Origin of the sequence: Tepidibacter aestuarii (genome assembly GCF_934924865.1) — a bacterium.
In the GTDB taxonomy this organism is placed as follows: domain Bacteria; phylum Bacillota; class Clostridia; order Peptostreptococcales; family Peptostreptococcaceae; genus Tepidibacter_A; species Tepidibacter_A aestuarii.
On the sequence record NZ_OW235315.1, the window covers coordinates 1539454 to 1553472 of the forward strand.

Consider the following 14019-nt stretch of genomic DNA (forward strand, 5'->3'; position numbering starts at 1 on the left):
AGCATTATAGCTTGGTCAAAATGAGATAATAATAGGGATATTGAAAACTTTAAATGTTGACGACCTTATTATATTTATTAAAGAATAATTATGAAATATTCTTAAGTATATAAAAATAGTATAAGTATGGAATTTTAATTAAAAATATATATAATAATGTAGCAGGAGGACGTTATATGAAGATTACTGTAATAAAAGATGAATGGAATAATAAAGCATGTTATGTAGGTTTCATACAATTTGAGGACATTGGTAAGATTATTGATGCAACTCAAGATCAGGCAATGAATAGATTAGTAAAGGAAAAAAGAGTAGATAATATTTCTACATACATACAAAAAGAAAAGAAAAAATGCTTTTTTCCACCAGTGGTGCTAAACTGTAGAAAAAGATTAGTCTTTAAAGAAATTAATAATAATGTATGTGAAATCGATATAGAAAAAAAATCATTAACTATTATAGATGGACAACATAGAATAAATGCTATTAACAAAGCTATGGGGACTTGTAATGAAATTAAGAATAATAATTTGCCATTTATATTAATTGAAAATATAGAAGAACAAGAACATAGAAATTTGTTTAATTTAATAAATGAAAACTCAGTAAATGTAGAATCAACCGTTTCAGCTCGATTCGATATAAGTAAAGAAAATTTATTTGGATTAAGATTTGTTCATGAAGAAATGGAACATGGGCAAATAAATATAAAAGATTTGATTGAATGGGAAGCCAAACAATCAACGGATAAGGTATGTTATTTATTTATAACTCAAGTTAATAAAAAATTTATAAATCATATGCACACTACTGATGATGAAGAAATTTACAGCATATTAAAGTTGTTTTGGATTACATATTTTAATAAAATTATTAATTTAACAGGATGTGCAAAAAAGTTTTATGTTAAAAAAGTTACTTTAATGGCTATATGCAAACATATTTTAGATAATTCTACCTTAATGGAAGAATTAGAAGAAAAGATAACAAAAGCAATAGAAGAGTTAATATTAGATGAATTTAAGAACGAATATAAAGACGGATATACTCAATCTAATAACACATATAATAATATTATTGAATTTTTAAAGAATGAAAAAGAATGTATAAGCGATAAAGAAAAAATAGCAATTTAGCAGAAAAAAATTGCTATGATTTAAAAATAAAATGAATAATATAGGGAGGGCGTATGAAAGAGTTTTGTCATTTAATTGTAAAATTTAAGAATAAAATTGATTTGGAAATAAGGGAAGAATTATATAGTCAAATTAATATTTATAAAGCGGAGTATAATAATTTATATTTAATAACATTAGAAGAAAAAATAGAAGGGAGCAAAGGATTTGAACATATCAGAGAAGAATATATAAGTGTACTAACTAACTTAAATGCGTATGTTTCAATATTATATGATAGCATTTCTGTTAAAAGACATAAAGATATTTCTAACACAATATATGAATTAGAAAGAAGCCTAAGAAACTTAATAGAGATAGTATTTTTAGATAACCGAGGAATTGATTGGTTTAAAATAGCTGAGTATCAGAATAATGATAAAAGAGACAGGCGTAAAAATAGAGCTGAATTTGTTACATTGTTAGAAAATCCATTAGATGATTTGGATTTTAAGCAATTAAATAAGTTTTTAACAGATACAATTGCTGTAGATAATGAAAAAACTATGGTTAAGAGATTAGATGAATTAATAAATAAAGTTGATAATTTATCTGAAATGAATATTAAAAATATTGAAAGTTTAAATGAATGTGTAGAAGAAATAAGAAATTTAAAAGATATAATTACTAATAAAAAGAAGAAATCATTTAAAGCTGATGAAATATTTTTACATATAAATGAAAAAATCAATAGTGAATGGAAGACATTGTACAATGTTAGAAATTTATGGGCTCATAATAATTGTATTATTACTAAAGATGAATTTGATGCTTATAAAATTTTATCAAAATCGGTACTGAATAAAATTGATACGGAGATAACACTATTAATTTTCTTTAATGAAAATGATACTAATATTTTGTTAGATGATAATTCTAGAAAGATAATAATGAGAAGATACCCATTTGAAGGAATAGAGGAATGTAAATTTGAATTTATAATAAAAGATGGAGAAAAAAGTCTAATTATAGTTAAAGAAAATTTTAATTATAAGTTTTTTGATGCTATTATTGATGAAGTATGTGCTGATCAATTAAGTTCATTAAAGAATAATCCGTTTATATTATATAAAAATAAAAGTATTTTAGAAATATTTATTAATAAATTAAAGGATTTTGATATCGATGAGATTAAAGACATTTTTAAAAAATCTGATATATTTGAGGTTAAGGAAGAGGAGGGAGATTTATTATTAATATCTAAGGAAATAGATAATTATTTGAATAAAATATTTTAAAAGGATGATAAAGTAAATAGGAAATAATAATAAATTTACATTAAATATAAATAAAATAATAGAGAAATTTATGTGGTTCCTGTATTATTTTAGTTATAAGTTCTTATATATAATAAAGTGTAAAATTTATTGAGTATGTAATTAAATGTGTATAAACCTAATATTTAAAATCAAAAAAATGGTGAATTGATTATATCTAGGGTTAGATTGTTCGGTGAAAACTACTTATTTTTACTATTATTTGTATTTTAAGAAAATAATAGGATATACTTTAAGATTAATTATCTTACTTTTTTAATTTAGATAAAAAATTAAGTATTTCTTCGAAATGTATAGTTAATTGCTCTAAAATTTGAGATTAATCTCTAATCTCTTGAGTCCATTTTTCTGATTATCCATAATTGCTAGATATAATGATTTGTTCAGTGCAAATTATAAGTAGGAAACATCCTTTTTGATTTTGGAACCTTTCTAAGTTGTCTTTAGAATATATATTGCTAGTACTTGATTTTTAATTACAGATATATCATTTTCATTGTTTTGGTTCATAGGCGCTATTCCTATATCTTGGTACATTTAAATTTATTTATATAAAATCATATAGGACTTTTTTTGCTTCTATATCAATTTCTATTGTTTTTAATTTTTTATTCTTGTAGCCATATTTAGAATATCCTAAATGAACATCAAGCTCTGCTTCTAGCATTTATTGGTTTGTATTTCAAATAAATCTTTAAACATATCTAGCAGTTTTAACAAGTATTTTATTAATATTTCACTTTTGTTTAACGTAAAAAGTGTGCATCTTTTTTTAAAATGATAGTTCTATTATACCTTATATTGTTACTATTTTTTAGAAGTTTACACACTTAAAATTATGTATTCAGATAGTAGCTTATATAAAAAATGGAAATAATAATATTATACCCGTAGAAGTTTTCTACGGGTATAATATTTGATAGTTGATTCGGTAATATCTCTAAAATATAAGATTTGATATGGAAGAATACTTAGATAAGGTCAAGCGTATAAATTGTGAACTAACAGATTTTTTACCAATCTCATCTATAACATAAGATGGTTCACTAATTCCACAAGCAGAACCAGCAGAAATAGCTATTCTATCAGATAAATCCTTAATAAACATCTCATTAATTATACCAGGAATAATCATACCAATAACTCCAGGAATCTTATTATTTTCATCACCTAAAAATTCAATACCAGGATATTTTTCATTAAGTAAATTTTTCACTTCAGTTTCTAAAAGAACTATTTTTTTCATATATTCGTCCATATCTCTTTTAGCTATTTCACAAGCTTTACCAAAACCAACAATATTATGAACAGAATGAGTACCGGCTCTATATCCATATTCTTGCTGTCCACCATGGATCAAAGCGGTTATAGGATTATGTGTGTAGCTATTTTTTCGTATAAAGGTAGCACCAACACCTTTAGGACCATAAAGCTTATGGGCTGAAAAGGATAGAAAATCTACTGGTATTTCGCATACATCTATATTGATTTTACCAAGAACTTGAGTAGCATCAGAATGAAATAATATATTTTTTTCTTTTGCTATAGAACATAAATTTTCAATTGGATTTAAAGAACCTATTTCATTATTTCCCCAAACAAAAGAAGATAAAATACTTTTTTCAGTAATAGAGTTTTTAAAATCTTTTTCACTAACTTGAGCAAACTCATTCACTTTAAGGAAAGTAACATCAAAACCTCTGTCTATTTTTTTTGAAGTATTTTTTAGCTTTACAAATTTGCTTACAGCATTACTTTTACTTCTGTTATCAAATACTTCTCCATTTAAAAATTTACAAGTTTGAAGAACAGATTTATGCTCAACAGTAGATGTTATTATATGGTTTCCTTTATTTTCATAAAATCTTTTATAATCTGCTACACCTTTAATAATAAAATTATTACTTTCTGAAGCACCTCCAGTAAATATCACTTCCTCAGGCTTCGAATTTATTAAAGCAGCAACTTTTTCACGTGCTTCTTCAACAGCTTTCTCAGCATTAACAGCTAAAGTATAATGTCTACTAGAAGGATTGCCATACTCCTCTTTTAAAAAGGGAAGCATAGCATCTAAAACTTCAGGGTCAATAGGTGTAGTAGCACTATTATCAAGATAAATCATAGGGATACATCTCCTTTAATTGCAACATGTTTTAAAAATTTCTCAAGATTTCCTCCAGAATAATCATATAGTTTAGATAGTAATTGAGCACCTTTATCTATATGTTTTTTGGTATAGACAGGATAATACTCATCATCAGTTAAATGTCTTTGTAAGTTCATTTCTATTAAAGCCTTATATATAGTGTCAAATTCACCAGTAACAGTAGATCTCTGTAGCTCTAGTCCATTTGTGTCTGTATCTTCAAAATCGTCAATAGAATTTGAATCTCTAAGAGATAATGATATAGCAATTTTGCATAGTGCAAAAGGTTTAAGTTTGCTACTAGAGCTTATTTCTTCAAAAATTTCTTTAGTATTCTTTGCTGTTTTTAATCTAAATCCCATAATTACACCTCAAAATATCCTTTTTTAACTTCAGTCTTTCTTTCTTCTTCATTATAAAGCAGTAAGTATTCATGACAAGTATAAGGCTTAATAATTTCATAAAGATTAGAATCAATCTCTTCATTGGTAGATAGAAGAATAACTTGCTTACTTATATTTGGAAGATAGTTAATTGTTAATGATTTTCTATGAGTTTCATCTACTCTAGCATAAGGGGTATCAATTATAAATGGTATTTCTATTTTAGAGCTTTTTATTAACGCCCAAATTAAACAAAGTATATATATTTGTTTTTCGCCTTTAGAGAAGTCATTAACATTAACTTTTGTTCTTAAACTTATATTATCAAATGATGGGTTAATATTAAATAAATCAAAAAATTCATCGAAAGACTTAGCATTATATTTTAATAAAAGATCTTCTATAAATTTTAAACCATATTTTTTAACAATATCCTTGACCCCTAGGTTATTAATAATATTTAAAATCTCTAATGTGCTATAATTTTTTGAAACATAAAGAGTAGATTCGAAATTAGAGTCAATAACAATACTAGATACATAATCACTTTTTCTTATTATAGTACTAAAAATTTCTATGAAATTGTTTTCTATTAACTTTAATTTATCCTTAGCTAATTTACTTAGTAAAGTATCGAGATAGTCAACTACTTTAGATGAAAGATTTAAAATATTATCATCTTGCATAGAAGAAGTATAAGTATTTTTAGCTCTGTTATATTTATAAATTGCCGTTTTTTCTTTTTCTAAATAAGAATCAAGATCATAATTTAAAGATATTATTTCATTTTCAGTAGAATGAATTTTATCAGTTATATTGCTTATATTTTTCAAGTAATTGTTTACAAAGTCACCTGTAATTGAAGAATTAAGCTTATCTCTTTGAGTTTTAATATCTTGAGCTATTTCTTTAAGTCTATTATAGTTATCAAGTAATTTGCTTTTTAATTCTTTTTCACCATCAATTATGTTATTAAGAGTAGATAGCACATTATTTTGTTGTTCAGAGGATAGCATCAATAATTCTCTTACCATAGAAAGCTCCTTTGTATCGAACATGTTGTTCAGGATTGTAACTGCAAGTTCATTATACTTATTTTCATCAATTTCTGATATATTATGAGAAGAAAGTGATTTGCCGATAACATAACCTGAAAGTTTATTTTTAATGCTTTTATAAGAAGAAATAGAGTTTTCTTTTTCAATTTGGCTCATTGTATCTTTTAATAAATCAGTAATTAATAGAAAAGGTAATATTTCATTACAATAATCCTTAATATACTGATTAATAGACGTTCTTTCGTTTTCAAGAGAGAGTATCTTAGAATTTATAGCCTTTTCTTCGTTTTCTAGTATCCCTCCAGAAGTTTTAAAATCTTTTTCTAATAAACTCTTTTCCATAATTAAGGTATTGAGACTATCTTTCTTTTTTAATATTTTTGTTTTTATGCTTTTAATGTTATATTGAATGCTGTTTAAGTTTTTTAATGTTTCATCATATTGAGTTTCAACATCAGCAAGACTACCATTTTGTTTAGTAATTTGCCTTTGAAAAGATAGAAGGTGTTTCTTTAAAACATTAAAAGTATCATAATTAAATAATTGTAATACAGATTCTTTCAAGTTATTTGATGAATTTTTACCATTGAAGAATTCACTAAGTTCTTCACCATCAAAAAAGAAAAAATCAAATAGAGAACGCGGAATATTTGATTGAAGATATTTATTAAAAAATTCAACTTCATCTTCAGTTAATAATATATCATTTTTAAAAACTTCAAAGCTCTCTACTATTTTTTTGTTAGCATATATCCAATTTCTATTAAGGATATATTTATTTGTTTTGGTTCCTTCAAAGAAAGTCAAAGTAACTGAAAGATTGCAGTCAACGGTTTCATTTTTAAAAGCATTATTATTTATATTATTCTTAATCTTATCTAAGTAGGTAGGATTAATTCCTAAGTATCCATAACTGCTAGGTCCGTAAATACAAAGCTTAATAGCTTCAAATAGAGTAGATTTACCAGAACCATTTTCTCCACCTATTAAAATAATATTTTTATTCTCCAAAGGAGTAAAAGAAAATTCAGTTTCATCTTCATAGGATCTAAAGTTTTTCATTTTTATACTATTAATTATCATTTTCTATCTCCTCAACTATACTTTTGTGTAGATGTTTTTGATTCAAGATTTTTGAAATAGATTTATCTAATACTGTTTTGTTTGTAAAATGCTTATTTTTATTAGTTTCTATAAGTAAAGTAGATATTAAATTATCTGGAAGATTAAACTGTTTATTTAGATCTTTTATGTTAAATAAAGTTTCATCATCAAAAATAGGTTTTTTAAAATCATGCCAAGGCAACTTTTTTCTTAAGATATTATAATAAATATCAACTAATGAACGACAAGTCAAGTCTTCTTCATCATCCCAAATTTTATCAATAACTTCAAGTTCTTGAATAGTTATCAGTGGAAAGTCAATGTATTTATCCATTTCTTTTTGAGTTTCTAATAGTTTTTGTAATATTTCTTTTCTAGCTTTAAAATTAAAAGGTCCATATCCAAGCACATTTATATAACTACCTTTATCACTTTCAAAAACTTTAGAAGGATCAATTTTATAATTATCAATTAAAGGTAATAATTCTAAATATATTTTTTCTTTATCTGAAGACTCTTTAGAGCCTTCTTGAATGTCATTAGCAGAGTTCCTCAAATCAATATATTCTTTATTTCCTTCATTAAAAATATAGTTTTTATTTAATTCTAAGTTGTAGTTTATAGGTAAATCATCCAATAGTAACTTTTTATAATAATGGTTTCCATCTCTTCTATATTGTCTTCTATATTCATGCTTATCTCTTATACTAAGCAACCAATTTCTGAAGTCAAGAAGAGGTTGTAGCCATTCTTCGCCATTTTTTATAAAACCAGTTAAAGACTTATCTTCCTTAACAACAGTACAAGACCAGCAACCAAAACGAGAATTACCACAAGAAGGTGTATCTACTTGACCTTTAGCATTTTTAGTAATAGTGAAAGGACATTCTCCACCATCTGAACCCATATATAAATCTTGTAAATCGTTATTATTTGTCCCCCAAGGAGTAACACCATTGTCACTTAAAAGTATCTTCCATACCTCATCTGTTGTTAACTCTACAATAGGATTATACACATATGTATTGTTAATAGTATTATGAGGTGTAAATAGATACCCTTCTATTTCTCTTTTTTCTATTCTATTTTTTCTTGCTATACTTTCAGTTTTTCTAACTCCAAGTAATAATACAACTTCGCCACTTTCTTTAACCTTTGTTTCAATAAAGTCATTAGAAGGTTGAATCTTTAAACGTTCAGTACACCATCTAAATCTAATTGAAGTAGGAGTCGGTAAACCCTTTCCAATTATATTAGTCCAAAAGGTATTATTATATTTAGGGTATACCATATGTGATGAAATAGGCAAGGAAGTATCTTTTACATATTCATTTATAGCGTTATAATTAGCCTGTAGATAACCTAAAACTATTGGATTTTCTATTAATGTATCAGAAGAAACTATATATATATGTTTATGTCTTTCCTCTTCAGGCAAGCTCTCTAACATTTTAAAAGCAAGCTGAACAACAACAGTACTGTCTTTACCACCACTATATCCAATAATCCAAGGTCTATTATCATTTTTATATACCATTTTCATCTCTTCTAATATAAAATTTAAAGTATCTTTAAAGTCGTTTTTCATCATAGTTGCCTTCCTTTTTTCTTAATATCATTTTCAAGTTTTATTTCATCTTTTGTTAATGGCAAATCAAGTTTTTTCTTTATAAGATTATTTGTAAGTTTTATATAGTAAGCACTTTTAACAATTCTTCCATTTGCACCTATAACTCTATTTTGCCAATCATCAAGATTAGTTCTATTCCAATTGATATGCTTGATATTTTTTAAAATATCTTTCCATTCATTTGGATGATTCCTATATAGATAATTACCTACAAAGCCTAGGGCCTCCAGAACTACACCGCTTGAACTAATAAACTCTCCTCTGAACTTTGCAGGACTAAGTTCTTTAGAAAATACTAATTGCCATTCACTCATACTATCACACAAAACATCCCAAAATTCCTTAACAAAACTAACAGATTCTTTATCAGTTAATTTTAATTTATTTAGTAACTTTTTATTAGTTTCATGTATGCTACTTAAAGCAAATAGTTTTGCTGAAAATTTGGATAAAGAAGGATTTTCTTTGTCCGTATAGTATTTTAAATTCTTATTTGTTTCCACTAAGTCTTTAGAAATAGTCGCAATTGGATCTCTTGAATCATACAAGATTCCAATTGACTTTGAAACATTAACAGCATGTTTATTTAAATCTGCAAATATCTGTTGGCTACGTTTCAATCCTTCATCTATAAAGATAACAACAGATATTGTTTCATTAGAAAGAGAAGGATCTGCCTTTAAAGCTTCTTCAATAGCAGCTCGTCTATGCTGTCCATCGTTAATTAGCAGTCTACTATCCATAGAAACTTTGAGGATTCCTATGTTCTCGTCTAATTGACTGTCAATTGGTGAAAAATCGAAATTTCCATCAATTGATGAAGTCAATGAAGAAAATACATAATCTTTAGGATTATCGATTATGTATTGAGCAATCTCAGGTATACGATTTTTATTTAGAATTCTTTGAGCCCTATGTTCAGGCGGTAACTCCTCTTCATTAAATATAAATAGTTTAGATAATATTGAAAGAGGGCACATAATGACAAAAAAGTCTCTATTTGCCTGTTTTCCTTTCATTGCAGGAAATGAGTAAAAAAAATTATTATACATTTTTATCTCCTTACGTACGTAATATTACATATTTATTATAACATTTACGTACGTAATGTAAATAGGAGATTTCATTTCGAAATATATACGTGTAGTTTAATGTAGAAAGTAGATTTTGCTTCGTTCAATATAACCAAAATATTATATCTTCTTTCTAAGATTAACGCGTTGTGCTAGTTCAAATTTAGAAAAATAAAACTCCAACAAATGTAAAAAACTAAACTTAATTCAAAAACGCATAGAAGATTACAAGTGCAAGCCTCAAGAAAGTATAAGTGAATATATATGTTAAAAAATATATCAAGACAAATTATGACAAGTTTTTTAAAAAATGTATGATATAATTTGGGCGAAATGAAGATAATCAGATTTTAATAAGGATTTATTCTAGTTTATAGCATAGAAATGTTTTTTATAATTACTAATATAGATAAAATATGATTATAAAACAAAGATAATTGTGAATTTTAAAAGATTGATAATGTTATTAAATTAAAAATGGTATGTTAACAGTTGAAATGTTATAAAAATATTAAATATATTTAAAGAAAGAATTGAATGATATTAAATGTATTAAGAGGTGTTAGTAGTGGTGAGAAAAAATAGTTGGAATAAATGTAATGAAAACCATAATTTAATTGGGAGTAAAAAGGTTGATTATTCAATAGTTGAAGGTGGAACACCTATACCTAAAGAGTATCAAGATGATTTTATTCTAGTAGAAGAAGGTAGAATACTGGAGATTGGTCAACGTAGGGAAGTAAAGTTTCTGATAGAAGATAAAATATTTAGGGCTACAATTAAAAAACGTAAGAGAAGCGATTGTGAAGGATATATTTTGAGAATTAATTATAACAAAGAGTTAAATGAGTATTTCAGAAAAAAGTTTAGTTCAAGTATTAAGTATATTGAAGAGAATAGAAAAATTACGGGTAAAAGTAATATAATTGTTCCAGATGAAATAGGTGAATATATAGAGTTTTATAGAACAGAAGAAATGGATTGTTATAAATTAAAATTAGTTTTAAATGATAAAGGGAAAAAATACCAGGAATATATTGGTGAACCATTTGAAAGTGGTTTTGAAGATAAACGACAAGTAAATTTCATATATGATATTGAAAAATGTAGTAGAGATATAGGTTTATCAGAAGACAATATAAATAAATGGTTAGAAGCTATTAAGCGTAAAGGACAAGCTATAATTTATGGTCCACCAGGAACAGGTAAAACATATACAGCTAAAAAATTAGCTAAAGTACTATTGTCAGAGGGAGATGGTTTTGTTGATTTAGTACAATTTCATCCAGCTTACGCATATGAGGATTTTATACAGGGTATAAGACCTAAAATTGATAGAGAAGGAAAATTGTCATACAACTTGGAAAAAGGAAGGTTTATTGAGATTTGCGATAAAGCTAGAAAAAGAAAAGGAAACAGTGTATTAATAATAGATGAAATAAATAGAGCAAATTTATCAAGAGTATTTGGGGAATTAATGTATTTGCTAGAATATAGAAATAGTTCAATTAAATTGGCTAGTGGAGAAAATTTTGATATACCTAAAAATATTTATATTATTGGAACGATGAATACTGCTGATAGATCTATTGCATTAGTAGATAATGCTATTCGAAGAAGATTTGCTTTTTTAAGTTTACAACCAAATTATAAAGTTTTAAAGAAATATCATTTAGAAAGTAGTTTTCCAATAGATAAATTAATTAGTATCTTAAAGAATATAAACAAACATATTAACGATAAACGTTATGAATTAGGAATTTCGTATTTTTTAAATAGTAATTTGGAAGAGTGTATACAAGATATTTGGGAGATGGAAATAGTACCTTATTTAGAGGAGTATTTTTTTGATCAATCAGATAAAATTAATGATTTTTCATGGAAGAACATAGAGGAGCAATTGTATGGTGATGTCTAATAAAAAAGTTATAGAACTTATAGAGTACAATCCTACAGAGTTAGATAAATCATTTTTAGATGAATCTACAGGTGAATATATATGGAAAGAGTATAGTAAGCAAATAAATTTAGAATTTCCATCTCGAATCACTGATAATAAGTGGAGATTGACTTGTTTAGGATGGGTTGGATATATTAGGATTAATAGAGATTTAGATATTATACTTAAACCTAAAATATTAATAAAAAATTTATTTTTAATGTGGGAGTATGCATATAGGTTAAAAAGTTTTCATATATTAGATGGATTAATAGAGTGTGAAAGTATTTTAGATTTTTATAACCAATTAGCTAAAGTATTGGTTAAAAAAGTTGTACAAAGAGGAAAAATCGGTTATTACAAAACTTATGAAAAAAGAGAAGATATTCTTACTTATGTATCAGGAAAAATAGATGTGGACTATTTGATCAGAAATCCAATAAGATCAAATATTAAATGTGAATTTTATGAAGATACTACTGATAATGAAGAAAATCAGATAATATTATGGACAATATATACTATATTAAAAAGTAATCTATTAAAGGAGGATTTAAAGGATACTATTAGATCAGTGTATAGAAGTATGTCAAATTTTATTTCATTAAAACGAGTAAGTCATTATAAGTGTTCAAATAGAAGGTATACTAGTTTAAATCATGATTATAAGACAATACATTCTTTGTGTAGGTTATTTTTAGAAAATATAGGACCAACTTACAAAATTGGAACGACAAACATGTTGCCATTTATAGTTAATATGGGAAGAATTTTTGAGTTATTTATTGCAGAATGGTTAAAAATTAATTTACCTAAACAATTAGAGTTAAAATATCAAGAAAAAGTTTATGTAGGTGAAAAAAATGAAATGATTTTTCATGTAGATTTAGTAATATATGATAGAAAAACTGGTAAAGCAAAATGTGTTATAGATACTAAATATAAAAACACAAAAAAACCTAAGCGAGAAGATATTTATCAGATAACTACATATGCTGTTTCTAAAGGGTGTAAGAAGGCTATATTAGTTTACCCATCAGAATTATGCAGTGTTAATAGTTTGTATATAAATGATATAAAAATTCACAGTCTTATATTCAATATTGGAGAAAATATAGAAAATAGTGGTAAGGAGTTTTTAGAAGATTTATTAAATATATTAGAAGATTCTTAAATGGTATTTAGAAGATATCTATACTAGACTTAATCTATAAGTGTAAAAATATGTTAGATGATAAGTACTCACCAGATGCATACAATATAGGGATCAACTGTAGAGAACATGCAGGTCAAACTGTTATGCATCTGCACATTCATATAATAACGAGATATAAAGGTGATATAGATAATCTTACTGGTGGAGTAAGAGGGGTTATTTCTAATAAGAGAATATATTAATTTTGAAGAAGTAGTTTAACTACTTCTTTTTTACGCTTATGGAGATTATATGATTTTCAAATTCTGGATAACATTGATGGAAGAGCTATACTTACAACTATTTTTGAGCAACGGAGCCCGTAGGGATCGTTGGCGACATGAGTCAGTGCGTAGCGACTAGACGAATTTTTATGTATAAAAACTGTAATATTGAAAAAAATAGTAAAAGGAGGTGTTTATTATGTTAAATCTAACTCAAAAAGAAAGAATGTTATTAGAAGATCAAAAGATACATGAGCAGATGTGTATTGACAATTATACTGATTATGCTCAAAGAGCTAAATGTCCTGAGCTTAAACAATTGTTCAATGGGTATGTAACTAAAGAACAACAGCATTTAGACAGTATAAATCAGATACTAAGTGGTACTGTTCCAAATGTTGGCGGTGGCGGACAACAGCAACAACAAAACCAAGCTCAAACTTTTACTCCTGCAAATACATACGATCCACAAGATGCTCTTTTGTGTAAAGATGCCTTAATGGCTGAAAAGTATATATCTGGATCATATAATATTACTATATTTGAGTGTTGCGATACGAATGTAAGACAGGTTCTTAACCATATACAAAAGGAAGAGCAAGAACATGGTGAAGGTATATTTAATTATATGAGAAGTAAAGGGATTTATAATCCTCAATAGGAAGTTTGACTTAGGATATAATTATCAGATGATAATTATATCCTATTGAAATAAATACAAAAATAGGATATAATTATATAAAAGATTCGTATAAATGCGAATTAAATCGGAAAAAGTCGAAAAATAATTCGTGAATCTTATTAAAGGGGGTATG

11 protein-coding genes are annotated in these 14019 nt (G+C 25.9%); 6 read left to right on the top strand and 5 right to left on the bottom strand.

The annotated features are described in order from the left end of the window. Nucleotides 1-176: 176 nt before the first annotated feature. On the top strand, nt 177-1136 hold the full coding sequence (locus M2214_RS07565) for a DGQHR domain-containing protein (protein WP_248484312.1): 960 nt from the start codon (nt 177-179) through the stop codon (nt 1134-1136). Between the two features lie 53 nt (nt 1137-1189). Further along, nucleotides 1190-2413, top strand: a complete 1224-nt coding sequence (locus M2214_RS07570) for a hypothetical protein (RefSeq protein ID WP_248484314.1) — start codon at nt 1190-1192, stop codon at nt 2411-2413. A gap of 979 nt (nt 2414-3392) precedes the next feature. Here the strand turns inward: M2214_RS07570 and M2214_RS07575 are convergent. The 5 genes from M2214_RS07575 to dndB are packed head-to-tail and all read right to left on the bottom strand — an operon-like array spanning nt 3393 to nt 9825. Next, a complete protein-coding gene (locus tag M2214_RS07575) occupies nt 3393-4574 on the bottom strand; it encodes a cysteine desulfurase family protein (protein ID WP_248484316.1) in 1182 nt (393 codons plus the stop codon). Next, entirely contained in the window at nt 4571-4960 is a 390-nt protein-coding gene (locus tag M2214_RS07580; RefSeq protein WP_248484318.1) for a DndE family protein, read from the bottom strand. Before M2214_RS07580 ends, M2214_RS07575 begins: the two co-directional genes overlap by 4 nt. A gap of 2 nt (nt 4961-4962) precedes the next feature. Beyond that, the gene (locus M2214_RS07585) at nt 4963-7122 is read right to left on the bottom strand and encodes an AAA family ATPase (protein WP_248484319.1); all 2160 of its coding nucleotides are present in this window, start codon (nt 7120-7122) and stop codon (nt 4963-4965) included. Next, a complete protein-coding gene (gene dndC / locus M2214_RS07590) occupies nt 7112-8734 on the bottom strand; it encodes a DNA phosphorothioation system sulfurtransferase DndC (protein WP_248484320.1) in 1623 nt (540 codons plus the stop codon). Before dndC ends, M2214_RS07585 begins: the two co-directional genes overlap by 11 nt. Continuing rightward, complete coding sequence (dndB, locus tag M2214_RS07595; protein ID WP_248484321.1) at nt 8731-9825, bottom strand: DNA sulfur modification protein DndB; 1095 nt, start codon at nt 9823-9825, stop codon at nt 8731-8733. Before dndB ends, dndC begins: the two co-directional genes overlap by 4 nt. A 589-nt stretch (nt 9826-10414) precedes the next feature. On the opposite strand from dndB, the gene M2214_RS07600 reads away from it, so the two are divergent. The 4 genes from M2214_RS07600 to M2214_RS07615 all read left to right on the top strand — a co-directional run bounded on the left by M2214_RS07600 (nt 10415) and on the right by M2214_RS07615 (nt 13865). Next, nucleotides 10415-11764, top strand: coding sequence for an McrB family protein (locus M2214_RS07600; protein ID WP_248484322.1), 1350 nt, complete (start codon nt 10415-10417; stop codon nt 11762-11764). Further along, nucleotides 11751-12959: an McrC family protein gene (locus M2214_RS07605; RefSeq protein WP_248484323.1), complete on the top strand. Its 1209-nt coding sequence runs from the start codon at nt 11751-11753 to the stop codon at nt 12957-12959. Before M2214_RS07600 ends, M2214_RS07605 begins: the two co-directional genes overlap by 14 nt. Before the next feature lie 32 nt (nt 12960-12991). Beyond that, the gene (locus M2214_RS07610; RefSeq protein WP_256466726.1) at nt 12992-13183 is read left to right on the top strand and encodes an HIT family protein; all 192 of its coding nucleotides are present in this window, start codon (nt 12992-12994) and stop codon (nt 13181-13183) included. Nucleotides 13184-13403: 220 nt separating this feature from the next. Then, the gene (locus M2214_RS07615) at nt 13404-13865 is read left to right on the top strand and encodes a spore coat protein (protein ID WP_248484326.1); all 462 of its coding nucleotides are present in this window, start codon (nt 13404-13406) and stop codon (nt 13863-13865) included. Nucleotides 13866-14019: the final 154 nt, after the last annotated feature.

Coding starts and splice junctions, on each gene's coding strand:
- M2214_RS07615 (WP_248484326.1), top strand. CDS start 13,404: ATGTTAAATCTAACTCAAAAAGAAAGAATGTTATTAGAAGATCAAAAG.
- dndB (WP_248484321.1), bottom strand. CDS start 9,825: ATGTATAATAATTTTTTTTACTCATTTCCTGCAATGAAAGGAAAACAG.
- M2214_RS07580 (WP_248484318.1), bottom strand. CDS start 4,960: ATGGGATTTAGATTAAAAACAGCAAAGAATACTAAAGAAATTTTTGAA.
- M2214_RS07570 (WP_248484314.1), top strand. CDS start 1,190: ATGAAAGAGTTTTGTCATTTAATTGTAAAATTTAAGAATAAAATTGAT.
- M2214_RS07585 (WP_248484319.1), bottom strand. CDS start 7,122: ATGATAATTAATAGTATAAAAATGAAAAACTTTAGATCCTATGAAGAT.
- M2214_RS07565 (WP_248484312.1), top strand. CDS start 177: ATGAAGATTACTGTAATAAAAGATGAATGGAATAATAAAGCATGTTAT.
- M2214_RS07575 (WP_248484316.1), bottom strand. CDS start 4,574: ATGATTTATCTTGATAATAGTGCTACTACACCTATTGACCCTGAAGTT.
- dndC (WP_248484320.1), bottom strand. CDS start 8,734: ATGATGAAAAACGACTTTAAAGATACTTTAAATTTTATATTAGAAGAG.
- M2214_RS07605 (WP_248484323.1), top strand. CDS start 11,751: ATGGTGATGTCTAATAAAAAAGTTATAGAACTTATAGAGTACAATCCT.